Genomic DNA, 24538 nt, shown 5'->3' on the forward strand with positions numbered 1-24538 from the left:
ATCTTGCGCTCCCTCGCGGAACCGTTATGTTTAGAATAATTCTAAACTTAGGGGCAGCAGATGCGTTTTTTCACCCAGCGCAAGCAGTTTGCGGATTTGACCGGCCAGGAAATTCTTGCCCTCGCGATCTCCTCCGAGGAGGACGATGCGCGCATCTACCGCGGCTATGCCGAGCGGCTGCGCAGCGAGTATCCCGCCTCCGCCGCGATGTTCGACGGCATGGCGGCAGAGGAAGACGAGCACCGCGCCCAGCTGATTGCCCTGCATGAGGACCGGTTCGGCCCGGCGATCCCCCTGATCCGGCGCGAGCATGTGGCGGGCTACTATGCCCGCCGCCCCATCTGGCTGATGGAAAACCTGAGTCTCGACCGCATCCGCGACGAGGCCCGCGCGATGGAGCGCGACGCCGAGCGGTTTTACACCGCCGCCGCCGCCCGCACGCAGGATGCCGCCACCCGCAAGCTGCTGGGCGATCTGGCTGCCGCCGAGGCAGGCCACCAGGCCCGCGCCGGCGAGCTGCAGGAGGCGCATCTGGACGACGGCACCCGCGCCGATGAGGACCGCGCCGCCCACCGCCAGTTCGTGCTGACCTGGGTGCAGCCGGGGCTGGCTGGGCTGATGGACGGCTCGGTCTCCACCCTGGCGCCGATCTTTGCCACCGCCTTCGCCACCCAGGACACCTGGACCACCTTCCTGGTCGGCATGGCGGCCTCGGTCGGGGCGGGCATTTCGATGGGCTTCACGGAAGCCGCCTCCGACGACGGCGAACTGTCCGGCCGCGGCTCACCGCTGAAACGCGGGCTGGCCTCCGGCATCATGACCACGGTGGGCGGCCTCGGCCACGCCCTGCCCTACCTGATCCCGGAATTCTGGACTGCCACCACGCTGGCGCTGCTGATCGTTTTTGTGGAGCTTTGGGCCATCGCCTGGATCCAGAACAAGTTCATGGAAACCCCCTTCTGGCGCGCCACCATGCAGGTGGTTCTGGGCGGCGCCCTGGTGCTGGGTGCAGGCGCGCTGATCGGCAGCGGCTAGGAGCAATGCGTGTATGCCGTCGGAGATCCTGAATACTCCAGATTGACAATCCTTGTTGGCTCCAGTCATGTAGCCTCTCTAAACCCAAGGCAGCGACGGAAAACAAGAATGAAGCTTGAGCGTGTAACAGCAGTAAATGGTTCTTGGCAGGAACTGATGACAGATTGGGAGGCACAATGCGCCGAGTATTCGGAGAACTTGAGCGACTATGCAATCGCTTCGCTGCCCGTTTTGGCAGAGCTGGCGACAGGTGCTCAACTCAAGAATGCCGGTGTCTACGTTCTTAAAGACGGCGCGAATCACTTAGCCGCATGTCAAGCAAATGTCGCATTTTTGCCAGGATATACCGGTCAAGTTCTCCGTATCCGGCACATCACATTGTCGCCAAGTTACGATTTTTCTGACGATATCCCTCTGGATAATTACGCAGATGTTCTTGTTTCGATCTTTACCGGGTCAGTGGAGCTGGCATTGGGTGAAATGCCTGCAAAACATGCTAAATTTCACCTTCGAAGCCCTGCTGAACGCGAATTCGCAGACCGCTTCGTACAAGCCTTGGAGGGCAACAGCTCTTTCGAAAATGTTTGCCTTAAAGGCTCTTGGGTTTACCTTTCAATCACATAAATATGTGATACTACCATCGCAAATACCTTTGGGAGATTTCAGTGATGACTAACATCGAACGCAAGGCGGCGGCCATTTCCTTTGCAGTAAGGAAAGCTGTGCACTCCATGGGGCGTGACGGAATCAAGCGAAGCGAATTTTTCGGCATGAAGCAGCGCCGCAAGCAAAAAGCCAAGAAAGCTGCCTGACCAGCTCTGCATTCGATGACATCCGAAACCGCTCCACTGGGGCGGTTTTATCGTTCTGGGGTTAACACAATGCAAGACCTCGAACTCGACCACAAACAGCCTTTGCCAATTGGTCAGCTCTTGTTACCAATCCCCCATGGCCGAGATCTTCTTCCGCACCCTGCCCTTTTTCGCAATCATCGGCCTTGGCTACTGGGCCGGGCGCAGCCGGTTTTTTACCGAGGAAGCCACGGCCTATCTCACCCGCTTCGTGTTCTACTTCCCGCTGTCGGCGATGATCTTCGGCTTTGCCGCCAACCTGTCCTTTGCCGAGGTCTTCGACCCTGCGCTGATTCTTGGCTATCTGGCCGGCACAATGGCGGTCTACCTGCTGGTGACAGCCGTCGCCATGATCCGCGGGCTGGACGTGCCCACCGCCGCGGTGGAGGCGCAATGCGCAGCCATCGGCAATGTGGGCTTCCTTGGCCTGCCGATGATGGCGATCCTGTTCGGCCCCGCCTCGGTGGCGCCGATGATGGTGGTGCTCAGCGTCGATCTGGTGGTGTTTTCCTCACTTATCGTCATTCTGATCAACGCAGGCCGCGGCCAGGGGCAAGGATCAAACCTGGGCCTGGCAACCCTGAAACTGGTCGGGCTGGGTCTGTTGAAAAACCCGATGATCCTGTCCATCGTCGCTGGCCTCGCCTGGTCGGCCTCCGCTCTGCCAATACCAGGCCCCGCAAACGACTTCCTCACCATCCTCGGCGGTGCCGCCACCCCCGGCGCCCTCTTTGCCATCGGCGCCTCGCTGGCCTCCAAATCGGCAGAGCGGGTGCAGGTCGCGGGCTGGCTCAGCTTTGCCAAGCTGGTGCTGCACCCTGCCTGCGTCGCTGTCGCGGTGCTGTGGCTGATCCCGGCGGCGCCGTTTTCTGCCGCTGTCGCCATCGCTGCCGCCTCCCTGCCGGTGGCGGGCAATGTCTACATGCTGGCGCAGCATTACGGCGTGGCCCCGCACCGGGCCTCCGCCGCGATCTTCATCTCCACCGTGGTGTCAATCGTCACCGTGCCGGCGGTGATCGCCTGGGTCTCTTGACCTGCGGCCCTACAGCCGGATCACGTAATCCTTGCGGGTGGTCTCGATCACCTCCCAGGTGCCGCTGAAGCCAGGCCGCAGGATGAAGCTGTCGCCCGCCGCCAGCGGATAGACGGTGCCGTCGTCGCTGGTAATCACCGACCGCCCCTCCAGGATCCGGCAGTATTCCCACTCGTCATAGGAAATCCGCCACTTGCCCGGCGTCGCCTGCCAGATACCGCAATACAAACCGTCCCGCTCCTCGGCGTTCCAGGTGGTGAAGACCGGATCGCCTGCCAGCACCTTCTCCGGTGCCGGGCGCTCCACCTCCGCCTCCACAGCCTCCTGTGTCAGTCTCAGAAAATCGCTCATGGCCCCTTGCCTCCCGTTTACCTTGGCGGCGGACTGTCCCGGTTTTCACTGCCGCTGTCCAGCACGCACCTGCGCAAATGCGGCGGCCCCAGCGCGGCCAAAGCCCCCGATGTTTGCGATTTCGCAATCCTTCTGCCGCAAAAACTGGCATTGCTGCCGCCCATCCGCTGGACCCTGAGGCCTTCAGCAGGTAGCGGTAGGGCTAACAGATTTTGAGGAGCCTCACCCATGGAAACCGTTTCCGAGAACCGCGCCTTTGGCGGCACCCAGGGCGTCTACAAACACGCCAGCACCGCCACCGGCGGCGACATGACCTTTGGCCTGTTCCTGCCGGAAGAGGCGCGTGACGGCCCGGTTCCGGTTCTGTGGTATCTCTCGGGCCTCACCTGCACCCATGAAAACGCCATGACCAAGGCGGGCGCCCAGGCCTGGTGCGCCGAGCAGGGCATCGCCATCGTCTTCCCCGACACCAGCCCCCGCGGCGAAGGCGTGGCCGATGATGACGCCTATGACTTGGGCCAGGGCGCCGGTTTCTACGTCAATGCCACCCAGGCCCCCTGGGCGCCGCATTTCCGCATGTGGGACTACGTGGCCGAAGAACTGCCCGCACTGCTGGGTGAGAAATTTGCCATCGACCTGGACCGCCAGGCGATCACCGGCCATTCCATGGGCGGCCACGGCGCGCTGACCCTGGCGATGAACCTGCCGGGCCGCTACAAATCGGTTTCTGCCTTCGCGCCGATCTCCAACCCCACTGCATCGGACTGGGGCCGCAAACAGCTGAGCGCCTATCTGGGCGAGGATGAGGCGGCATGGGCCAAGCATGACGCCACCCTGCTGATGCGTGAGAAAGGCTTCGACGGCCCGATCCTGATCGACACCGGCACCAGCGATCCGTTCATCGACCTGCTGAAGCCCGAGGCCCTGGCCCACGCGGTCGCCGAACGCCGCCAGCAGGCCACCCTGCGGATGCAGCCGGGCTATGACCACAGCTACTTCTTCGTGTCGACCTTCATGGAGGAGCATATCTCCTTCCACGCCGACGCGCTGTACCAGAACTAACAACGACAAAGGACGCGGCCATGAGTGACGAATTTGATTATGACCTGATCATCATCGGTTCCGGCCCCTCGGGCCGCGCCGCTGCCATCCAGGCAGGCAAGCTGCACCGCCGGGTGCTGGTGATCGACCGCAAGGACCGGCTCGGCGGGGTCTCGGTGCACACCGGCACCATCCCGTCGAAGACCCTGCGCGAGACCGTGCTGAACCTCTCCGGCTGGCGCGAGCGCTCGTTCTATGGGCGCTCCTACCGGGTGAAAGACCAGATTGAGGCCAACGACCTCAAGGCCCGCCTGCACATGACCCTCGATTACGAGGTCGACGTGCTGGAGCACCAGTTCAACCGCAACCACGTGGACACGCTCTTGGGCCTGGCCAAGTTCATCGGCCCGAATGAGGTCGAGGTCGCAACCGAGGCCGGCGAGACCACCCGCCTGACAGCAGAGAAATTCCTGATCTCCACCGGCACCAAGACCTACCGCCCGGACTACGTGCCCTTCAACGGCACCACCGTGGTCGACGGCGACGAGTTCTTGGAAATGGCAGAGATCCCGCGCTCGCTGGTGGTGATTGGCGCCGGTGTGATCGGGGTGGAATATGCCACCATGTTCTCCGCCCTCGACGTGCGCGTCACCCTGATCGAGCCGCGCGAAACCTTCCTCGACTTCATCGACAAGACCCTGATCCAGGAGTTCACCCACCAGATCCGTGAAAACGGCGTTGACCTGCGGCTCGGCTCCGCGGTCGAAAGCATCGAAGACGCGGGCGAGCATATCGAAGTCACGCTCGACAACGGCCGCCACGTGCGCGCCGAAATGCTGCTGTTTGCCGCTGGCCGGATGGGTGCCACCTCTGCCCTGAACCTCGAGGCTACCGGTCTCAAGACCGACCACCGCGGCCGCCTCAGCGTCGACCGCAAGACCTACCAGACCGCGGTGCCGCATATCTATGCCGCGGGCGATGTGATCGGCCACCCGTCGCTCGCCTCCACCTCGCTGCAGCAGGGCCGCGTCGCCGCCTGCCACGCGCTGGAAACCCCGACCCTGCCGGAAAGCCCCTGGTACCCCTATGGCATCTACTCGGTGCCGGAAATGTCCACTTGCGGCATGTCCGAGGAGGAGCTGAAAGAGCGCGGCATCCCTTATGAGGTCGGCGTCGCCCGCTTCCGCGAAACCTCCCGCGGCCACATCATGGGGCTGGAGCACGGCATGCTCAAGATGCTGTTCTCGCTCAAAACCCGCCGGGTGCTGGGCGTGCAGATCGTCGGGGAAGGCGCGACCGAGCTCATTCACATTGCCCAGGCGGTGCTGAACCTCAAGGGCACGGTGGACTACTTCGTGCAGAACACCTTCAACTACCCGACCCTGGCGGAGGCTTATAAGATCGCCGGCCTTGACGCCTTCAACCGGATGCCGATCCCGGAGGAGTTCAAGGTGAAGAAACCCGCCCGCAAGGCCAAGGCCAAACCCGCCCCCAAGGCGGAGGAAGCCCCCGCGGCAGACAAGAAGGCGGCGGAGTGACCGCCCTCTACATCGACGCCGACGCCTGCCCGGTCAAGCAGGAGGCCGAGCGGGTCGCCACCCGCCACGGGCTGCGCATGTTCGTGGTCTCCAACGGCGGCCTGCGCCCCTCGCAGAACCCGCTGGTGGAAACCGTGATCGTGGCCGAGGGCGCCGATGTGGCGGACATGTGGATCGCAGACCGCTGCGGCCCGGGCGATGTGGTGGTGACGGGCGACATCCCGCTGGCCGCCAAATGCATCGAGGCCGGCGCCCGCGTCCTGCGCCATAACGGCGAGCGTTTCACCCAAGCCAACATCGGCCAGCAGCTGGCAATGCGCGACCTGATGGCCGACCTGCGCGCCGCCAACCCGCTGGGCATGCAGGGTGGCGGCAAGGGGTTCACCAAGGCCGACCGTTCGCGGTTTCTGGATGCGCTAGAGCGCGAGCTCAGAGTGGCAAAATCAATCCAAGACTGAAGCAGCGGGCCAAGGGATTGTGTTTCAAACCACTATATCCAAGGGATGGAAGGCACACGACTTCACTCTTTACACAAACAAATGAGTGTATATAAATACAACCTAAGTGTGAGGATCGTTTAGATATGGCTATTGTAAAAATTTCAGACCCAAACGGAACAAAACGAGACTTTTTTGAAGGCAATTGGTTTACTGGGCAAATAACCTCCTACAGCCATTCACAATTAGTCATAACAGATACGGACGGGAACGAGTTTTCGCTCTACGGAGACCTGTCCAGCTTAGACACAAGCGAATGGCAGCTAACAAGAATCACTCTTTCCCAGGAAAACTCGTTCAGCGCAGATCTGTCTCAACTGGACATTTCATACAATGACTACGAGTCGAACAATGTATTCGATGTGATTTTCAACTCGCACGATCAAATCACCTCAAATTCCCCTGCCTCCTTCCAATGGAATTTGAACAAGGGGAATGATACAATCAACACCGGGCCCGGGAATGATACAGTTAACGGCGATCAAGGTCTAGACACCTTAATTATTGACGACACCATAAAGAAATCAAAGTTTTTTCTAAACATTGACACTCCCACAATAATATCTGCAGACGGAACTGACGAGCTCAACTCGATTGAAATAATCGAGTTTGATGATCGGCGTGCGGCTCTGGCAACGGGAAGCTTTGGGGACAATTTCCTTGTAGGAAATCAAAGAGCGAATATCACACGTCACGATATAATGCTTGGTGGTGACGGAGAAGATCGCATAATAGGGAAATCAGGACGAGATACTATACGCGGGGAGCACGGGCACGACACCTTAAAAGGTGGACATGGTAGTGACAAACTGTATGGCGGCCTCGACGATGATAAGATTTTTGGTGGCAGCGGAAATGACAAGATTTTTGGACAAAAGGGAGACGACGTATTAACAGGAGGAAAACAATCCGACTTGTTTGTATTCAAAAAGGGGGATGGGAACGACACAATTAAAGACTTCTCATCAGGAGCAGATAAAATAGCAATTGGAAAGGGCGCAAAGTCCATCTCTGACCTGGAATTCAATCAGAGCGGAAGCGACGTCCTCATATCCTTTTCGAACGTCACAATCCTGCTAGAGGACAACTCAATTTCGGAGTTGCAAAGCTCAGACAATTTCTTGTTCTAACTAACGAGCTTGCTGCACACCTAATTTCAAACTTAATTGATCGTCGCAAATCGACATAATCCATAGCGCTTATCAAGAGCGGAATGGCGTGCAGCCTCCCTTAGCGAAGCGTGGTGACTATGGCCAACGCTTGAACTCCTATTCCAGAAGCATTCCGCATACGTCGCGTACCGCTCTACCGTTTTCTGCAACCCAGCCCTTTCCCAAGAATTCTGCCCGGAAAAATTGCCTTTTTCCGGCACCGCCCATTGCCCGGCCAGATCAAATCCGCCACTGATCAAGGGCAGGAGACGGGAGGGCAACGGCATGAGCGCAGAGATGAAGGTCAGCGTCCCCGGCCTGTTCGCAGCCGCCGGGGCAGGCATTGCCTTCTCCGTCATCGACATGATCTTCAAGCTCCTGTCGGGCGACTACCCGCTTTATGAAATGGTGCTGTTCCGCTCCGTCATCGCAGTGGCGGTGATGCTCACCATCATCATGCCGCTGGAGGGCGGCTATCACCTGCTGCGCACCCATCAGCCGAAACTGCACCTGCTGCGCTGTCTGGTGGTGTTCTTTGCCAACATCTGCTTTTTCACCGGCCTCACCCTGCTGCCGCTGGCCGAGGCGGTTGCAATCGCCTTTGCCACACCCCTCATCGTCACCACCCTGTCAGCGCTGTTCCTGGGCGAACGTCCCGGCCCCTGGCGCTGGGGCGCGGTGGTGGCCGGGTTCCTCGGCGTGCTGATCATCATGCGCCCCGGCGCCGGCACGTTTCAGCCTGCCGCGATCCTGCCGCTCCTTGGCGCCTGCGGCTATGCCACATTGCATGTGCTGACCCGCCGCGCAGGCGGGACAGAGGCCGGGGCAACCCTCGCCTTTTACCCGATGCTGGGCTTTCTGGTGCTCAGCGCCCTGGCCGGGCTGATCTTTGGCGACGGGCGGTTTGCCACCGGCGACAGCCCGGCCTTCGATTTCATCCTGCGTGCTTGGATCTGGCCCGCGCCCCAGGACTGGCCCTACCTGATCGGCGTCGGCATCGCAGGCTCCGCCGGCGGCTATCTGGTCAGCCAGGCCTACCGCATGAACGAGGCCGCGCTGGCAGCCCCCTTTGAATATATCGCCATGCCGATGTCGGTCCTCTGGGGCGTGCTGATCTTCAACGAATGGCCGGACCTGCAGGTGTGGCTCGGCAGCGCCCTGATCATTGCTTCCGGCCTGGTCTCTGTCTGGCGCGAAACCCGCCGTAACCGCCCCGCCCCGCGGCCCCGCCCGCGAACAGAAGGATAACCCCCATGCCCATTGACGCCGTCGTCTTCGACATTGGCCGTGTGCTGATCGAATGGGAGCCGGACCGCTTCTACGACAGCCGCATCGGCGAACAACGCCGCCGCCAGCTGTTCGAACAGGTGCCGCTGGAGGAAATGAACCTGAACATCGACCGCGGCCACCCCTTCCGCGGCAGTGTCTATGCCCTGGCGGACCAGCACCCTGAATGGGCTGAGGAAATCCGCTGGTGGCATGATTGCTGGCTGCAGATGGTCCCGCGCGAAATCCCGCATTCCGTCCGCCTGATGCAGGCGTTGCAGGCCAAGGGCACGCCCGTTTTCGCCCTCAGCAACTTCGGCGCCGAGACGTTCGAAACCGCCTGCGCCGCCTACCCCGCCTTACGCAGCTTTGACCGCACATTTGTCTCCGCGCATCTTAAACGCATCAAGCCGGAACCGGAAATCTATGCCATTCTCGAACGTGAAACCGGGGTGGCGCCGCAACATCTGCTGTTCACCGACGACCGCCCCGAAAACATCGAAGCCGCCGGTGCGCGCGGCTGGCAGACCCATCTGTTCACCGCCCCCGCGCCTTTCGCGGAACGGCTGGTGCAGGAGGGGCTGCTGACACACCAGGAAGCCGCCTGAGACGGCCCGCAACAGGAGGACAACGCCCCCATGACCATCCCGTTCATAGGCTTTGAAGAGGGTGAGGCGCTGCTCGATTGGGTCAGCTTCACAGAGGCGCTGGCCGCCAGCCACGATCTGCCCAAGGCAGAGATCGGCGACACCTTCCTCTACCGCGGGTCCGACACGCTCCTGAGCCGCTCCGCCTGGATCGACGGCATGGGCCTGGCGGTGAAAACCGCCAATGTCTTCCCGCGCAACCCGGAGGCCTGCAAACCGATGATCAACGGCTCCGTCTGCCTCTACTCCGACGCGGACGGCACGCTTGAGGCGCTAGTCGATTTCCACCTGGTGACCAAGTGGAAAACCGCTGGCGACAGCCTGCTGGGCGCGCTGCGGCTTGCCAATCCGCAAGCGCAAGAAGTGCTGATCGTTGGCGCAGGCACCGTCGGCGCATCCCTGATCGAGGCCTTCGGCGCCGGTTTCCCGCAGGCGCAGATCCGGGTCTGGAACCGCACCGGATCCAAGGCCGAGGAGCTCTGCACCCAGTACCCCGGCACCCTGCACGCGCCGGATCTGGAACCGGCGGTGCGCACCGCCGATATCATCATCACCTGCACCATGTCCTCCAACCCGGTGATCCAGGGTGCATGGCTGCGCCCCGGCCAGCACCTCAACCTGATCGGCGCCTACCGCCCCGACATGCGCGAGGCCGACGACGAGGCCCTCAGGCGCGCGCAGATCTACAGCGACAGTTTCGATACCACCCTGGACCACATCGGCGAATTCAAGATCCCGCTCGCCGCGGGCACCATCCAGCGCAGCGATGTGCTAGCGGATTTCTACCGCCTCAGCCAATTCCCAGCCTATGACCCTGATCAGATCACCCTGTTCAAAAACGGCGGCGGCGCTCATCTCGACCTGATGACCAGCCACCACATCCTGCAGAAATGGAAGGCCCGCACATGATCTGGCTGCTGCTCCTTGCTGCCCTCGCCATCGCCCTCGCCCCCTTCCTGCGCGAGCGCCTGCGCAATGTGATGAATGCCCAGGCCCGCCGGGACGCGCCAGGAGAATTTGCGCAACTCTCCGGCGGGCTGACCCACTACCGCTGGACCGGCCCCCTGCGCGGCCCCGTGGCGGTCTGCGTGCACGGCCTCACCACGCCCTCCTTTGTCTGGACCGGCATCGCCAAGGGGCTGGGCGCCATGGGCTACCGGGTGCTGACCTACGACCTTTACGGGCGCGGCTACTCGGACCGCCCGGCAGGGGCGCAGGACCGCGCCTTCTTTCTGACCCAGCTGGAGGAGCTGCTGGCAGAGCAGGACATCGGCGAGGATTTCACGCTGATCGGCTATTCCATGGGCGGCGCCATCGCCACCGCCTTTGCCGCCGCCCAGCCCGGCCGCCTGCGCGAGCTGATCCTGCTGGCGCCGGCCGGCTTCAGCCCCAGCCCTGGACGGCTGACACAGATCATCCGCCACGTGCCGCTGATCGGCGACTGGCTGATGCACGCGATCTACCCATCCCTGCACATCCGCAGCACAGAGGCTGAACGCAGCCTGCCCTCTTCGGTCCCAGGCATCACCGGCCTGCAGCAGCAGGAACTCCGCTTTCAGGGTTTTATCCCTGCCGTGCTCGCCTCGCTGCGCGGCATTCTGAACGGGGATTTCACCGAAGACCTGCGCAGCCTGCACCAAAAAGGCGTGCCTGCGCTGGCGATCTGGGGCCAGGACGACGCGGTGATCCCGCCCACATCAGCCGGCCGCCTGACTGAGCGCGCCCGCTCCGTCCGGCAGGAGGAGATCGCAGGCGCCGGCCACGGCCTTCCCTATACCCACACGGAACAGGTTCTGGAGATTATTGCGGCAAACCACCGCCGCGGGCTGATGTGACGGCCGCGGCCGGGCGCTATCGGGCTTCATCTTTCCGAAAATACTCCGGGGTCCGGGGCAGCGCCCCGGTTCCGCCACCCGTCAACAACGCGGCCATCTGTGTTACGCCGCCGCAGCTGCCGCCGGTCCCAGCGGCCGCTCCTTCACCGGCAAATGCACAATCGCGCTGAACGCCCCGACACCGACGCCGATCCACCAGACCAGGGTGTAGTCGCCATAGGCATCATACATCCGCCCGCCCAGCCACACGCCCAGGAAACTGCCCAGCTGGTGGCTGAAGAACACGATGCCGTAAAGCGTGCCCATGTAGCGAAGGCCGTAGATATGCGCGACCAGGCCAGAGGTCAGCGGCACCGTTGCCAGCCACAGGGACCCCATGGCCACCGAGAAAATGATGACGCTCAGCGGCGTGATCGGGAACATGATGAACGCCGCCGCCGCAATCGTCCGCCCGGTGTAAATCGCCGCCAGCAGGTATTTCTTGGAATACCGCTTGCCCAGATAACCCGCCAGCAACGTGCCGCCCACATTGGCCGCCCCGATTAGCGAAATCGCTGCCGCCCCCAGCGCCGAGGTGGTGGTGATGCCGATCGAATGCAGCGCGCCCCCCGGCAGGATCGGCCCGCACATCTCAGTCACAAAGGCCGGGAAATGCGCGGTGACAAAGGCCAGCTGATAGCCGCAGCTGAAAAAGCCCAGGAAGATCAGCGTGTAAGACGGATCCTTGAACGCTTTCACCAGGATCGCGCCCATGCTCTCTTCCAGCTCCGCCTTGGAGGCTGCCTCCGGCGCGCGCATCAAGGGCAGCAGCGCAATCAGTGCCAGCACCACGCCGGCAAACAGCAGGAAAATCGTCTGCCAGGGCAGAAAGCCCAGCAGCCACTCCGCCGTGGGTGCGCCAAAGATCTGCCCGGCAGAGCCAGCCGCGGTGACAATCGCCAGCGACATCGAACGGTTCTCGTCCGAGCTTGCCCGCCCGACCACCGCCAGCACCACGCCGAACCCGGTGCCGGCAATGCCAAAGCCCACCAGCCATTCATAGGATTGCATCTCAAACGGCGTCGTCGACCATGCGCTCAGCACCAGACCGGCGGCATAGACGATGGCCCCCATGATGATCGCCTTACGGTCGCCGATCTTCTCGGCAATGGCGCCAAAGATCGGCTGGCCGATGCCCCAGGCCAGGTTCTGGATCGCAATCGCCAGCGAGAATTCCGACCGCAGCCAGCCGAACTCCTCGGCAATCGGGATCTGAAAGACCCCGAAGGAGGCCCGCACCGCAAAGCTCACCATGATGATGATGCAGCCGACGATCAGAACGGGGGTAAACAGCGGCGCGGAACGGTCCATGAGCTCTCTCCTGACAAGCTGCGGAACTGTCAGGGAAATCTACCGCCCGGTCAAATCAGGATTTTTGCGCGCATCATTAAGAAAATTTGATGCGAGACACCGCGGCCGGTCCGCAAGATCCCGGGAAACCTAGGCCTGCTTCACGCGCATGGCCTCAATTCTCTGCGCCAGCTCCTCGGCTGAAACCGCCAGTTCCTCGCGGCTGATCCGCCGGGAGGCCTCAAACCCCAAGGCAGTCAGATCAGCCTGGTACCGGCGCGCCAAATGAGCGGCGTCCGCATCCCCGGGCAACTCTCCAATCTGCTTTGCCTGCTCAAACGCTGCAGTCATTTCGGCAATCATCTGATCGATGTACTGCCCTGCAAGCTCCCCCAGCCTGGCATCCTGCTCGGTTGCGCCAAGAAGCGTCTTGACCAGCATGCAGCTGCTGCGCTGCGGATCATCCAGCGGCAGCCGGGCAAAGCGGCGCAGATATTCCGCCAGCCCCTGCAGCGGTGAGTCCGCCGCTTTCAGCGTGGAGACAAACTCCGCGCGCTGTTTGCCAAAATACCGCTCCAGTGTCAGGCCAAACAGCGTTTCCTTGCTGTTAAAGGCTGCATAGATGCTCCCCGGCTTCATATTCAACGCTGCTTCGATGTCTTTCAACGACGTCGCGTAATACCCTTTTCGCCAGAAGAGGATCAGCGCCGCGTCCAATGCGGCATCACGGTCATATGGCTGCGCGCGTGGCATGACCCGATGAATACGCCAGATTTCCCGCTTTGTCTTGCCGCTAATGAAACCCCTGCATGCCACATTTGAGTGATCACTCAAATTCCCTTATTGAGCAGTCACTCAAATTTCCCATATTGCCCGGACAAGACGCAACTTTGCCAACCACGGGATCCAAGATGACCACTTTCACAATGCACGACGAAACCACCGCCCCCGAAGCCAGCCGGGAACTTCTGGAAAACGCCAAGAAGGCCTATGGCGCCATTCCCGGCCTTTATGCCGTCATGGCCGAAGCCCCGGAACTTCTGAAATCCTACCATGCCGTGCATGCGCAATTCGTGGACTCAGGCTTCACCGCCGAGGAGCTCACCGTTGTCTGGCAGGCAATCAACGTTGAAAACGGCTGCGGCTACTGTGTGCCGGCCCACACTGCCATCGCCAAAAGCATGAAAGTCGATGATGCCATCAGCAACGCCCTGCGCGACCAGACACCGCTGCCCAACGCCCGCCTTGAGGCCCTGCGCGACTTTACCCTGACACTGGTGCGGGACCGCGGCCATGTTTCTGAACAGGACATGCAAGCCTTTCTCGCGGCCGGTTTCAGCACCCGCAACATGCTGGGAGTCATTCTGGGATATGCCCAGAAAGTGATGTCGAACTACACCAACCACCTGGCTCACACTCCGGTGGACAAGATGTTCCAGCCCTTTGAATGGCACCCCGCCCAGGCGGCCGAATAACAAGTGCAGCGGTTCCGGTTTTCTGCCAGCACCGCCAATCTCTGAAGCAATGCGAATGCAACAGGCCGGGCCACTGCTGCCCGGCCTGCCACGGCATTATTCACCGCCTTAGCTTCCCATCCCCCGCGCCCCGCGCTATCCCTTTGCCATGACCCATTTGAGCACGCTGTACCGGCAAAAGATCGACGCGGGCGAATTGAAGCCCGACCCGGCCCAGGAAGCCGTCCTTCCTCATTTCGACCGCATTGCCGAAGGCCTCAAGGCGCCGCCGGTGAAGCGCGGGTTCTTCCGGCGGGCGGAGTTTGAGCAGGTCCAGGGGCTCTACCTCTGGGGCGGGGTCGGGCGCGGCAAGTCGATGCTGATGGACCTGTTTGTCGACAGCCTCGGCGATATCCCCTCGCGACGGGTGCATTTCCACGCCTTCATGCAGGAAATCCACACCAGGATGCATCAGGCCCGCCAGGACGGTGTCGAGGACGCGCTGGCCCCGGTGGCCGCCGAGGTGGCGGAGTCCGTGCGGCTTCTGGCCTTTGACGAGATGCAGATCACCGACATCACCGATGCGATGATCGTCGGACGTTTGTTCGAGGCGCTGTTTGCCGCCGGTGTCACCGTGATCACCACTTCCAACCGGGTGCCGGACGATCTGTACAAAAACGGCCTCAACCGCCAGCTGTTCCTGCCCTTCATCGGTCTGATCAAGGAGCATATGGCGGTGCATGAAATGGTCAGCGCCACCGACTACCGGCAGGACCGGCTGACCGGCGCACAGGTCTATTTCGCCCCGGTGGACGGCGAGGCCCGGGCGCAGATCCGCGCGATCTGGCAGGATCTGTCGGGCGGCGGCGCCGCGCAGCCTCTGACGCTGGAGGTGAAGGGCCGCGAGGTCACCTTGCCTGCCTTCCGCAACGGCGTGGCGCGCGCCACCTTCTATGACCTGTGCGGCAAGATGCTGGGACCGGGCGACTACCTCGCCATCGCCGCTGAGGTGAAAGTGCTGGTGCTCGAAGACATCCCGCGCCTTTCCCGCAACAACTTCAACGAGGCCAAGCGGTTTGTCACCCTGATAGACGCTTTGTACGAGGCCAGGGTCCGGCTGATCTGCTCCGCCGCGGCGCAGCCCGAAATGCTGTATGTGGAGGGCGAGGGCACGTTTGAGTTTGAACGCACTGCCTCCCGCCTGCGCGAGATGCAGGACAAGGACTGGGGCAGCGACACCCCATGATCGTCCGCGATACGCCCCGGCGGCGGGAGATCTTCCTGATACTGCACGGGTCGGTGGTGCCGCGCATTCTGCCCAACATCATCGGCGCCGCGCTCTGGGCGCTTCTGGTGCTGGTACTGGACCGCTATGTTCTTGCAATGCCGCAGATTTCCATCGCCGCGATGGGGGTCTTCGGCCTGTCGCTGTCGCTGTTCCTCAGCTTCCGCAACAACGCCGCCTATGACCGCTGGTGGGAGGCGCGGCGGATCTGGGGACGCATGGTCTCGGATGTGCGCAGCCTGGCGCAGGAACTCAGGATCTTCGCGGGCAAAGGCCCCGACGAGGACTTCATCCTGACCCGCATCCTCGCCTTCCACCACCTGCACCGCGCCCAGCTGCGCGGTGACGAGGTACGGGAGACGGTGGAGCACTGGGTCGGGCCGGAGGCCGCAGAGCAGCTGATGCAGGCGGAGAACAGCCCCAACGCCGCTCTGCGGGACATCGCTACCCGCCTGCGCGAGATGGCGGAGGACGGCCGCATCGACGGCTTCGGCCAGCGCGCCCTGGCCGAACGGCTGGCCGCCTTCCCCGCAGCCCAGGCCGGGAACGAGCGGCTGCTGACCACGCCCTTGCCCTTCGTCTATTCGCTGCTGGTCTGGCGCACGACCTATCTCTACTGCCTGCTCTTGCCCTTTGCGCTCCTGGACAGCGCCGGCTGGTTCGAGCCGCTGGTCGCGGCGGTGGTGGCCTATGTGTTCTTCGGCCTGGCTGAGGTCACGCATGAGCTGGAGCACCCGTTCCGCAAACAGGCCAACTCGGTGCCGCTCAGCGCCCTGTGCCGGGTGATGGAAATCTCGGTCTGCAACGCGCTGGGGCGCGAGGCACCGCCCAGGCTGGAGCCGGTGGATTACGTACTGGACTAGGAGCGGAAGGAAAAAGGGGGGCTCTGCCCCCTCGGCCTCACGGCCTCACCCCCGGAGTACTTGCGGAAAGATGAGGAACAGCCGCGCCGCGCCACCGGCGCCGGGCTGGGTGAGACCGGCAGGTCGAAGCCGGGCGGGAGCGCTTCCCCCGCCGCAGCCGTAAGCCTCAACCGTTTTCGCGCAGGATATAGCCCGCCAGATAAAGCGAGCCGCAGATCAGCACGCGGGCCTGCGGGTCCTTGGCCACAATTGCCTGCAGCGCCGCCATCGTGCTCTCCGCCGTGCCGGCCGCGATGCCCACGGACTTGGCCGCGGCCTCGGTCTCTTCGGCGCTCAGCGTGTTGATCTCGTCCGGAATCGAAATCGCGGTCAGGCTCGCCACCTGCGGCGCCAAGGGTGCCATGTATCCGCTCACGTCCTTGGTGTTCAGCATACCGCAAATCAGATGGGTGGGGCGCTCGGGCAGTTTTGCCAGCACGTCGGCCAGCGCGATGCCCGCCGCGGCGTTGTGGCCGCCGTCCAGCCACAGCTCAGCTTGCGGCGCGGCCTCAATCAGCGGGCCGGTCTTCAGCTTCTGCATCCGCGCGGGCCATTCGGCGTTTGCCATCGCCGCCTCGCAGGCCGCCTCATCGGCACCCAGATGGCGCAGCGCCGCCAGCGCCGCACCGGCGTTCTGGATCTGATGCGCGCCCAGCAATGCGGGCAGCGGCAGGTCCAGCAAGCCGTTCTCGTCCTGGAACACCAGCCGGCCGCGTTCTTCCCAAACATGCCAGTGCTGGCCATAGGCAATCAGCGGCGCGCCAAGGCGGGCGGCGGTGGCCTCGATCACTTCCATCGCCTCGTCAGGCTGCGGGCCAACCACAACCGGCACGCCGCGTTTGATGATGCCCGCCTTCTCGCCTGCGATCTTGGACAGCGTGTTGCCCAGGAACTGCTCATGGTCGATCGAAATAGGGGTGATCACCGACACCTCGGGCGTGATCACGTTGGTCGCGTCAAGCCGCCCGCCCAGGCCGACCTCCAGCAGGGTGTAATCCGCAGGCGTGCGCGAAAACGCCAAGAGGCCGGCTACCGTGGTGATCTCGAAATAGGTGATGTTCTCACCGCCGTTCTTGGCATAGCACTCGTCCAGAACCTCTGTCAGATGCGGCTCCGAGATCAGCTCCCCTGCCAGCCGGATACGCTCATGAAACCGCGCCAGATGCGGCGAGGTATAGGCGTGCACGCTTTTGCCCATGCCCTCCAGCCCTGCGCGGATCATTGCCTGGGTTGAGCCCTTGCCATTGGTACCTGCCAGATGGATCACCGGCGGCAGCTTGTCCTGCGGATTGTCCAGGGCCGCCAGCAGCCGCCAGACCCGGTCCAGGGTCAGGTCGATGATCTTGGGGTGCAGCGCCATCATGCGGGCGAGGATCGCGTCGGAGGTTTGGGTCATCAGCCTGGGTCCTGTCAGGTCAGAGTGTCTTAGGTGGCAAAGAACAGCGCCCGCCCTGGGAGGGACGGGCGCTGACCGGCCTTCTCGGCCAGGCGTATCTATCTAAACCGGATTACTCGGCAGCTTCTTCGCTGACTGCGCCATCCGCCGGCGCGTTTGCGGCTTTGGCGGCCGCTTCCTCTTCCGGTGCGGGCAAATCGCCCGTCACCTGCGGCGGCAGCCCCATCAGCATCCGGATGATGGTGATCAGCTCTTGGCGCATCTCGGTACGCGGGGTCACCCGGTCCAGCATGCCATGATCCAGCAGGTACTCGGCGCGCTGAAAGCCCTCCGGCAGCTTCTCGCGAATGGTCTGTTCAATCACCCGCGGCCCGGCAAAGCAGATCAGCGCGTTGGGTTCAGCGATATGCACATCGCCCAGCATCGCGTAGGAGGCCGTCACCCCGCCGGTGGTCGGATGGGTCAGCACCACGATATAGGGCAGGCCTGCCTCTTTCAGCATCTCCACCGCAACGGTGGTGCGCGGCATTTGCATCAGCGACAGGATGCCTTCCTGCATCCGGGCGCCGCCGGCGGCCGAGAACAGGACCAGCGGGCGGCCCAGCTTCACCGCTTCCTCCGCCGCGGCGATGATGGCATTGCCCACATACATGCCCATGGAGCCGCCCATATAGGAGAAGTCCTGCGCGGCAGCGATGATCGGCGTGCGGCCGATTTCGCCCGCGGCCACCAGCATCGCGTCTTTCTCGCCGGTCTTCTTCTGCGCGGCCTTCACCCGGTCGGGGTATTTCTTCTGATCCTTGAACTTCAAAGGATCGGCCAGCGGCTCCGGCACTGCGACCTCAGTAAAGACACCGCCGTCAAACATCGCGGTAAAGCGGTCGCGCGGGGTGATATGCATGTGATGGCCGCAGCTGGTGCAGACGTTCTGATTGTCGCTCAGCTCGCGGTGAAACAGCATGGTGCCGCATTCATCGCATTTCTGCCAAAGGTTCTCGGGCACTTCGCGGCGCGAAAAGATCGAGTTGATCTTGGGCCGGACGTAGTTGGTGATCCAGTTCATAGTGCTTGCCTCTCCGGGGGCGCGGTTTGCCCCCCAGATAAGACGCATTTGCCGCAATTGCAATCAGCGGCGTATGGCAAGCCGCGCCGCCAGCCAGCTGACACCCATCAGCGCAAAGTCGACCGCCATCCAGGGGCGCAGGGCCTGAACATCCGCCATATCAAAGGGAATCAGAAAGAGCGCCAGCCCGTTCAGGCTGGTGGGCGAGGCAAACAGCAAGAGCGCGGTGACGTTGTTGAAGAAATGCACTGCCATGGCCGGCCCCAAAGTGCCGGCCCGCGCCGTCAGATCCGCCATCAGCAGGCCGAACAGCCCGGCCCAGGCGGCAATCAGCAGCGCGTTCTGCCCGGCTTCGGCCGGCAGGTAGTGGCCCAGCGCAAACAGCGCCGAGGGCACCAGCAGCCAGACCGCGGGATGGCGGAACCGCGCCGCCAGCGCCTGCTGGATATAGCCGCGGAACAGGATCTCCTCCGATCCGGTCTGCACCAGCACCGCGGCAATGCCCAGCGGCAGGATCCCCAGCCAGGTCCAGAACGGCAGGTTCGGGGTCATCGGCGGCCCCATGCTGTAGGGCGGCAGCAGCAGAATCAGCAGGGTCAGCCCCATCAAGTACAGGCTGACGCGCGCAAACTGCCAGGCCAGCGGCTTCAGATGCCCGGTCACGGTGGCAAAGCCGCGCTGGTGGAACAGCCGCGCCGCCATCGCCACCCCCAGCGTCAGAAATCCGAAACTGCCCAAGAGCAGCAGCATTGCGCCCGGGTTGCTGCCATCGGCCAGCCCCTGCAGCCAGGCGCCGGGAAACAGCCCCGCCGCAGCCATCTGCAGCGCTGCCGTCATCGCAAGGCTGACCGAGGCCACCAGCAAAAGACCCAGCAGCAGCCGCCACAATGCGGGCTGCGCGCGGGCAAACCGCACCAGCGCCTCATGCGCCCTGTAGCTGTGCCTGTGCTGCATTTGTCCTCCTGACCGGGCCGCGGCGGATGCGCCACGTTATGCATTGCTGCAACGCCATGGCAACCCAGGCCCCTTCCTCCCCGCTTCACACTTGCCGCAACGCTGCCCCTGGCGGTATGGATCTGGTAAAAAACAACACCGGCAGGGACGGCAGTGAGCAGATCAAGCAACGGAAAACCTTTGCCTTTTCCATCAGGCGGCAAAAAGACGCCCAGACGGCGCGCCGCGCTGGCGGCAGCCGCCCTGGCCGCCGTCGCCCTGGCAGGATGCAGCCCGGCCCCCGGCGGCCTGTCCTTTGCTGCCCGCAGCACCAGCCCGGCACCGCGCCTCAGCGGCCAGGTGATGTCCTTTGCCGGCGGCGATGTGCTGCTGGCCGCGCCTGAAACCTATTGCTTCGACCGCCGCAGCAGCACCTCTGACAGCGCGGGCGGCTTTGCCCTGATCGCCTCCTGCAAGCGGATGGACCGCAGCGGCTGGCTGGGCGCGCGCAATGCTGCCGTTATCACCGCCTCCATCGGCCCGGCGAAACTGAACGCCGCCGCCCCCCAGGCCGCCGATATTGCCGCCATGTTCCCCGCCGCCAAGCTGCTGGAAACCCGCGAAGACCAGCTGCTGCCGCTGGTCCGGCTGGAACTTCCCGGCGCCGTTGCCGAAGGTGCCAGCCCGGTCCATTGGCGCGGCGCCTTTGTGCTGGACCGGCATCTGATCGCCCTGGCGCTTTACGCACCGGAAAACAGCCGCGCGCTTGGCAGCCACGGCGCGGCCCTTCTGAACGAGGCCACGCACCGCACGCTGGAGGCCTCCACCCTGCCGGATCTGGAAGAGGCAGGCGCGCTCTTGCCCAAGGGGCCAAAACACTCGCTGCGGCCGCTGGCCCGGCCGGTTTCCGCCGCCGCCGCGCCGCAAGACCCGGCGCCGCAGTCCGCACCCCGCAAAAAACGCGGGCTTGGCCAGCGGATTGCCGGTTTATTTCAATAGCCGCCAGCGGTTACACTGGCACCGGCGCCCGCTGCCAAAGGCGGGGCGCAACATGCAACTGGGCACAACAGGCAAGAGAGAGCACGATGGGCAGGATCATGGACCGGCTGATGCACCTGCGCAGCCTGCGCCGCTGGCGCGCAGCGGCTGAGGAGTCGGCCCGCGCCCCCTTGTCCGAGCTGCGCCGCCAGCGCAACCAGGCCCGCCAGCTGCGCACCCATCTGGACCGGCTGATCCACACCGCCGACGGCCGCCTGGCGCTGCCGCAGATCGGTTCCTCCTTCTTTCCGCGCCCGCATGGCACCGATTGGTCCTGGCGCCCGGAAATGTGGCGCGGCCCGCTGGCGGAACGCGGCATCTCCTCGGTCCCGCCCAAGGCCCGGCTCGGCGATGAGGTGCAGCTGTTCCACGACTGCGCCTATTCCGAACTGACCCTGCGCCAGCTCAGGAACACCCGCGAAGAGGATCTCGCCCCCTTTGGCCTGCGCATGGATGTGTTCCAGTTCGACGGCTCCTTCCTGTCCCTGGTGATCGACCTGCCGCCAGAGGCCGCAGAGGGGATGACCCGCCAGCACCTGTTGCGGATCGACAGCATCATCGAATCGGAAAAACCGATCGAAATCTTCGCCCGGCTCAACATCCAGCACGGCCCCAATACCGAACAGATCGTGCGCGAGCTGCCGCAGGGGGAAAAGAACATCGTGGTGGAGTTCGACCTGGCCTATTCCAAAATGAACGAGAAGCGGATCGGGAAGATCTGGCTCGATCTGATTTTCGAGGCCCCGGATATGAACCAGGTGATCCTGCGCGACCTGACCTTCTCGCGCCACCGCCGCGCGGCGATCTGAGGAGACCCGGAATGAGCGACCTGACACTGACCAAAATCCGCTTCCGCAACGGCATCTGGGAAGGCCAGATCAGCAATGCGCCTGCCAGCGGCGCCCGGCCGGAAATCACCGTGATGTTCCAGGACCAGCCGGTCAAGGATGTCAAACTGACCGAGGGCCAGGCGGGCGGCGAATGGACGGTTGCAGTGCCGGTTCCGGCTGAGGCAGTGGCCGACGGGGTGCAGACCTTTGTGATTTTTGATGGGGCTGACAGCACCCGCCTGGGTGATTTCACCCTGATTGCGGGCGAGGCCGTGGCGGATGACCTGCGCGCCGAGGTAGAGCTGTTGCGCGCCGAGCTGGACATGCTCAAACGCGCCTTCCGCCGCCACTGCCTGGAAACGACCTGAGCGCAGCCAGCGCGGGCAGAACCTGACCGCCCGCGCCGCGCTCTTACCCGCCTATTCCAGCGCCTGGAAATGCTCCGCCAGAACCTTCATCAGCCTGGCGTGCGGGATCGGCCCATAGCTGCAGCGCGCCACACCAGCCTGCCGCGCCGTCTCCAGCGTGATGCCGCGCATCATCGTGTTGACCGGCAGCGAACTGGCCTCGCAGACCTTGGCGATCAGATCCGGGTCGGTCAGGCCGGGAATGAAGAACCCGTTGGCCCCGGCCTCTGCATAGGCCGCCCCGCGCTCCAGCGCCTCCGCCAGCAGGTCCGCGTGTTTGGAGGCGTCTTTCTCCCTCAAAAACAGATCGGTGCGCGCGTTCACAAAGATCTCCGCATGCGCGCGCCGCACCGCAGCCACTCGGCGGGCCTGTTCCTCAATGCTGTAGAACCCCTCACCGCCGACCACCTGGTCCTCGAAATTCAGCCCCACCGCGCCGGTCTCCGCCAGCCGCTTCACATTGGCACTCAGCTGCTCCGGTTCGCGCGCATAGCCGCCCTCGAAGTCAATCGTCACCGGCAGATCGGTGGCCGCGATGATCCGTTCGGCATTGCCCAGCACAAACTCCAGCGGGATCTGCTCACCGTCTGGAAACCCCTGCGCCGCCGCCACCGGATAGCTGCCGGTTGCCAGCGCCTGGGCGCCCGCTCCGGCAATTGCCTTGGCGCTGCCCGCATCCCAGATGTTATACAAAACCACCGGGTTGCCGGGCTGATGCAGCGCCGCAAAGGCGCGGGCGCGGTCGGAATATGTCATGCAGAAATCCTCTGTTTGTAGCCTGTTTCAATCTCAATTAGCCGCTGCTTGCGCCACAAGCCGCCGCCATAGCCGGTCAGCGATCCATCCGCCGACAGCACCCGGTGGCAAGGCACCACCAGGGCCAGCTGGTTGGCGCCATTGGCCCGCGCCACCGCCCTTGTGGCGGAGGCCCGTCCCAGCTCGCGCGCGATCTGCGAATAGCTGCGGGTCTCCCCCGCCGGAATGGTCAGCAGATAACGCCAGACCTCGCGCTCGAACCCGGTGCCGTGCAGCGCCAGCGGGGTCTCGAACGCCGCGCCCTCGCCCGCAAAGAACCGGCGCAGCTCTTCGGCGATCTGCTCCGTCGGCGCCGGGCGCCCAAAGCCTAGCCCACCGGGCTGTGCCTTTTGCAGCTTGGCCACCTCCCGCGGCAGCGCCTTGCGGTCGGCAAACTCCAAGAGATGCAGCTGGTGGGCACAGCTGATCGCAATCATCGCGCCCAGCGGCGTGTCGATCCAATCGGCCAGCAAAAGCGCATCCTTGCGGAAGGCGCCCGGAGCAATCCCCACCAGCTTGGCAAAAGCCGCGCGGAAGGCGCTGGCGCTTTCAAACCCGGCATCGATCTGCGCGGCAATCACCGGCTCTCCGGCCTTTAGGGCGGTGAACCCCTCGCGCAACCGCCGCTGCCGCGCCATCTCCAGAAAGGTCATGCCGAAATGCCGCTTGAAGGCGCGCCGCACGGTCGATGGCTCCAGCCCCAGCCGCACCAGATCATCCTCCCCCCAACGGTAGGCGGGCCGTTCCTCCAGCCGCGCCAGCAGGTCCTGCACCACCGGATCATCCCCGGCCGCCGCCGCCAGCGGCTTGCAGCGCTTGCAGGCCCGGAAGCCCGCCTCGATACACTCGCCCGGCGTGGCAAAGAACCGGCAGTTCTCAAACTTGGGGTTGCGCGCCGGGCAGGTCAGCCGGCAGAAAATACCGGTGGAGGTGACACCCACATAGGCGCGCCCCTCATAAGCCGCATCACGGGTGATCAGCGCTTGGTACAGGGTCCGGGAATCAGGCAGGTCAAACATCATACGGCGAGCTTAGACCAGCAAGGCCCGCTTATGCGCCGAAGATCGGGCGTTGATGTTCAAAACCCGTTGATCTGCCCCGGCCTCATGCCCGCCGGGCAACCGCCGTTGCCGCCTGGCCCAGGATAAAGACGCCGGTGCTGCCGATGATCGCGGCTGCAAAACGGTTCAGGGTCTGCAGCGCATCCCCCCGCGCCATCAGCTGCCGCGCGCCCGAAGCCAGCAGCGCATAGGGGCTTAGCGTTGCAAACAGCACCAGCACCGTCAGAACGCTCAGCGCCGCCCATTGGCCAAGGCCAACCGCCTCCAGGTCGATGACGGCCGGCAGCAGCGCCAGGTAGAAGATGATCGTCTTGGGATTGCCCAGCGTCAGCGCAAACCCGGACAGAAAGGTCTTGGCCGACCTGCGCTGCGCAGCCCCCGCAACCGCCGTCAGCCCCGCCTCGCTGCGCCAGAACTTATAGGCCAGATAGACCAGATAGGCCCCGCCCAGCACCTTGACCGCCAGCAGCGCGCCGGAGAACAGCTGCGCAACCGCGGCCAGCCCGGCGATGGCAACAGTCAGATAGACCACATCGCCCAGCGCAATGCCCGCCAGGAACACCAGCGAGACCTTCAGCCCGCTGCCCAGCGATTGCCCGACCAGCCCCGCCACGCCCGGTCCGGGAATGACCGCGGCAAGCGACAAGGCAATGGAATAGGCAATCAGCGGGGCGAGCAGATCCATGGCGGCCATCCTGAATTCCGAATCGCGGCGACCCTAGCAGCCTGCCCGCCACGGGCAAGCGGATAGCGGGCGCGCACCCAGGTGTTGCGTACCCACCGTACGCCCCCTTCACGCA

Annotated in this window: 27 protein-coding genes; 18 read left to right on the forward strand and 9 right to left on the reverse strand. The window is 63.6% G+C overall.

Going from position 1 to position 24538, the window contains the following annotated elements:
- Positions 1–60 precede the first annotated feature (60 nt).
- From mbfA to ACXAHG_RS17975, 4 genes are all read left to right on the forward strand, one after another.
- A complete protein-coding gene (gene mbfA, locus ACXAHG_RS17960) occupies positions 61–1035 on the forward strand; it encodes an iron exporter MbfA (RefSeq protein WP_475039764.1) in 975 nt (324 codons plus the stop codon).
- A gap of 108 nt (positions 1036–1143) precedes the next feature.
- Entirely contained in the window at positions 1144–1659 is a 516-nt protein-coding gene (locus ACXAHG_RS17965) for a hypothetical protein (RefSeq protein ID WP_475039765.1), read from the forward strand.
- Between the two features lie 44 nt (positions 1660–1703).
- Positions 1704–1847, forward strand: a complete 144-nt coding sequence (locus ACXAHG_RS17970) for a hypothetical protein (RefSeq protein WP_475039766.1) — start codon at positions 1704–1706, stop codon at positions 1845–1847.
- Positions 1848–1983: 136 nt separating this feature from the next.
- The gene (locus ACXAHG_RS17975; protein WP_475059496.1) at positions 1984–2919 is read left to right on the forward strand and encodes an AEC family transporter; all 936 of its coding nucleotides are present in this window, start codon (positions 1984–1986) and stop codon (positions 2917–2919) included.
- A gap of 9 nt (positions 2920–2928) precedes the next feature.
- Here the strand turns inward: ACXAHG_RS17975 and ACXAHG_RS17980 are convergent, their stop codons facing one another.
- A complete protein-coding gene (locus ACXAHG_RS17980) occupies positions 2929–3270 on the reverse strand; it encodes a cupin domain-containing protein (RefSeq protein ID WP_475059499.1) in 342 nt (113 codons plus the stop codon).
- A gap of 228 nt (positions 3271–3498) precedes the next feature.
- On the opposite strand from ACXAHG_RS17980, the gene fghA reads away from it, so the two are divergent.
- The 8 genes from fghA to ACXAHG_RS18020 all read left to right on the forward strand — a co-directional run bounded on the left by fghA (position 3499) and on the right by ACXAHG_RS18020 (position 11245).
- Positions 3499–4332 carry an S-formylglutathione hydrolase gene (fghA, locus tag ACXAHG_RS17985; protein WP_475059501.1) on the forward strand — a complete coding sequence of 278 codons (834 nt, stop codon included), beginning with the start codon at positions 3499–3501 and terminating at the stop codon, positions 4330–4332.
- A gap of 20 nt (positions 4333–4352) precedes the next feature.
- Positions 4353–5849: a Si-specific NAD(P)(+) transhydrogenase gene (sthA, locus tag ACXAHG_RS17990; protein ID WP_475059503.1), complete on the forward strand. Its 1497-nt coding sequence runs from the start codon at positions 4353–4355 to the stop codon at positions 5847–5849.
- Positions 5846–6307 carry a YaiI/YqxD family protein gene (locus ACXAHG_RS17995; RefSeq protein ID WP_475039774.1) on the forward strand — a complete coding sequence of 154 codons (462 nt, stop codon included), beginning with the start codon at positions 5846–5848 and terminating at the stop codon, positions 6305–6307. Before sthA ends, ACXAHG_RS17995 begins: the two co-directional genes overlap by 4 nt.
- Before the next feature lie 125 nt (positions 6308–6432).
- Positions 6433–7476 carry a calcium-binding protein gene (locus ACXAHG_RS18000; RefSeq protein ID WP_475059506.1) on the forward strand — a complete coding sequence of 348 codons (1044 nt, stop codon included), beginning with the start codon at positions 6433–6435 and terminating at the stop codon, positions 7474–7476.
- Positions 7477–7782: 306 nt separating this feature from the next.
- Complete coding sequence (locus ACXAHG_RS18005) at positions 7783–8745, forward strand: DMT family transporter (protein WP_475039777.1); 963 nt, start codon at positions 7783–7785, stop codon at positions 8743–8745.
- Between the two features lie 5 nt (positions 8746–8750).
- Positions 8751–9371, forward strand: a complete 621-nt coding sequence (locus ACXAHG_RS18010; RefSeq protein ID WP_475059508.1) for an HAD family hydrolase — start codon at positions 8751–8753, stop codon at positions 9369–9371.
- A gap of 30 nt (positions 9372–9401) precedes the next feature.
- The gene (locus ACXAHG_RS18015) at positions 9402–10319 is read left to right on the forward strand and encodes an ornithine cyclodeaminase family protein (RefSeq protein WP_475039781.1); all 918 of its coding nucleotides are present in this window, start codon (positions 9402–9404) and stop codon (positions 10317–10319) included.
- Positions 10316–11245, forward strand: a complete 930-nt coding sequence (locus ACXAHG_RS18020; protein WP_475039782.1) for an alpha/beta fold hydrolase — start codon at positions 10316–10318, stop codon at positions 11243–11245. The genes ACXAHG_RS18015 and ACXAHG_RS18020 overlap by 4 nt, the downstream gene beginning before the upstream one ends.
- 102 nt (positions 11246–11347) lie before the next feature.
- Here the strand turns inward: ACXAHG_RS18020 and ACXAHG_RS18025 are convergent, their stop codons facing one another.
- The gene (locus tag ACXAHG_RS18025; RefSeq protein WP_475059510.1) at positions 11348–12595 is read right to left on the reverse strand and encodes an MFS transporter; all 1248 of its coding nucleotides are present in this window, start codon (positions 12593–12595) and stop codon (positions 11348–11350) included.
- 129 nt (positions 12596–12724) lie between these two features.
- A complete protein-coding gene (locus ACXAHG_RS18030; RefSeq protein ID WP_475059512.1) occupies positions 12725–13327 on the reverse strand; it encodes a TetR/AcrR family transcriptional regulator in 603 nt (200 codons plus the stop codon).
- 158 nt (positions 13328–13485) lie between these two features.
- Here ACXAHG_RS18030 and ACXAHG_RS18035 point away from each other — a divergent pair, with 158 nt between their 5' ends.
- The 3 genes from ACXAHG_RS18035 to ACXAHG_RS18045 all read left to right on the forward strand — a co-directional run bounded on the left by ACXAHG_RS18035 (position 13486) and on the right by ACXAHG_RS18045 (position 16176).
- Complete coding sequence (locus tag ACXAHG_RS18035) at positions 13486–14049, forward strand: carboxymuconolactone decarboxylase family protein (protein ID WP_475059514.1); 564 nt, start codon at positions 13486–13488, stop codon at positions 14047–14049.
- A 148-nt stretch (positions 14050–14197) separates the two neighbouring features.
- Positions 14198–15274 (forward strand): cell division protein ZapE, encoded by a 1077-nt coding sequence (zapE, locus tag ACXAHG_RS18040; protein WP_475059516.1) that lies wholly within the window; start codon positions 14198–14200, stop codon positions 15272–15274.
- Positions 15271–16176, forward strand: coding sequence for a bestrophin family protein (locus ACXAHG_RS18045; protein WP_475059519.1), 906 nt, complete (start codon positions 15271–15273; stop codon positions 16174–16176). The genes zapE and ACXAHG_RS18045 overlap by 4 nt, the downstream gene beginning before the upstream one ends.
- Positions 16177–16342: 166 nt before the next feature.
- Here the strand turns inward: ACXAHG_RS18045 and ACXAHG_RS18050 are convergent, their stop codons facing one another.
- The 3 genes from ACXAHG_RS18050 to ACXAHG_RS18060 form a co-directional block, all read right to left on the reverse strand.
- Positions 16343–17611 (reverse strand): bifunctional folylpolyglutamate synthase/dihydrofolate synthase, encoded by a 1269-nt coding sequence (locus ACXAHG_RS18050; protein WP_475059521.1) that lies wholly within the window; start codon positions 17609–17611, stop codon positions 16343–16345.
- A 112-nt stretch (positions 17612–17723) separates the two neighbouring features.
- Positions 17724–18674 (reverse strand): acetyl-CoA carboxylase, carboxyltransferase subunit beta, encoded by a 951-nt coding sequence (gene accD, locus ACXAHG_RS18055; protein WP_475039794.1) that lies wholly within the window; start codon positions 18672–18674, stop codon positions 17724–17726.
- Between the two features lie 63 nt (positions 18675–18737).
- Positions 18738–19628 (reverse strand): lysostaphin resistance A-like protein, encoded by an 891-nt coding sequence (locus ACXAHG_RS18060; protein WP_475059523.1) that lies wholly within the window; start codon positions 19626–19628, stop codon positions 18738–18740.
- A 180-nt stretch (positions 19629–19808) separates the two neighbouring features.
- On the opposite strand from ACXAHG_RS18060, the gene ACXAHG_RS18065 reads away from it, so the two are divergent.
- The 3 genes from ACXAHG_RS18065 to ACXAHG_RS18075 all read left to right on the forward strand — a co-directional run bounded on the left by ACXAHG_RS18065 (position 19809) and on the right by ACXAHG_RS18075 (position 21843).
- Positions 19809–20606, forward strand: coding sequence for a hypothetical protein (locus tag ACXAHG_RS18065; RefSeq protein ID WP_475059525.1), 798 nt, complete (start codon positions 19809–19811; stop codon positions 20604–20606).
- An 86-nt stretch (positions 20607–20692) separates the two neighbouring features.
- A complete protein-coding gene (locus tag ACXAHG_RS18070; protein ID WP_475059527.1) occupies positions 20693–21454 on the forward strand; it encodes a DUF6478 family protein in 762 nt (253 codons plus the stop codon).
- A gap of 11 nt (positions 21455–21465) precedes the next feature.
- The gene (locus ACXAHG_RS18075; RefSeq protein WP_475039802.1) at positions 21466–21843 is read left to right on the forward strand and encodes a hypothetical protein; all 378 of its coding nucleotides are present in this window, start codon (positions 21466–21468) and stop codon (positions 21841–21843) included.
- Between the two features lie 51 nt (positions 21844–21894).
- Here the strand turns inward: ACXAHG_RS18075 and ACXAHG_RS18080 are convergent, their stop codons facing one another.
- The 3 genes from ACXAHG_RS18080 to ACXAHG_RS18090 all read right to left on the reverse strand — a co-directional run bounded on the left by ACXAHG_RS18080 (position 21895) and on the right by ACXAHG_RS18090 (position 24423).
- Positions 21895–22638 carry an isocitrate lyase/PEP mutase family protein gene (locus ACXAHG_RS18080; RefSeq protein ID WP_475059530.1) on the reverse strand — a complete coding sequence of 248 codons (744 nt, stop codon included), beginning with the start codon at positions 22636–22638 and terminating at the stop codon, positions 21895–21897.
- Entirely contained in the window at positions 22635–23699 is a 1065-nt protein-coding gene (locus ACXAHG_RS18085; RefSeq protein ID WP_475059532.1) for a bifunctional transcriptional activator/DNA repair enzyme AdaA, read from the reverse strand. Before ACXAHG_RS18085 ends, ACXAHG_RS18080 begins: the two co-directional genes overlap by 4 nt.
- Positions 23700–23781: 82 nt before the next feature.
- Positions 23782–24423, reverse strand: a complete 642-nt coding sequence (locus ACXAHG_RS18090; RefSeq protein WP_475039807.1) for a LysE family translocator — start codon at positions 24421–24423, stop codon at positions 23782–23784.
- Between the last annotated feature and the right edge of the window lie 115 nt (positions 24424–24538).

Source organism: Leisingera sp. ABD4_442 (assembly GCF_056160905.1).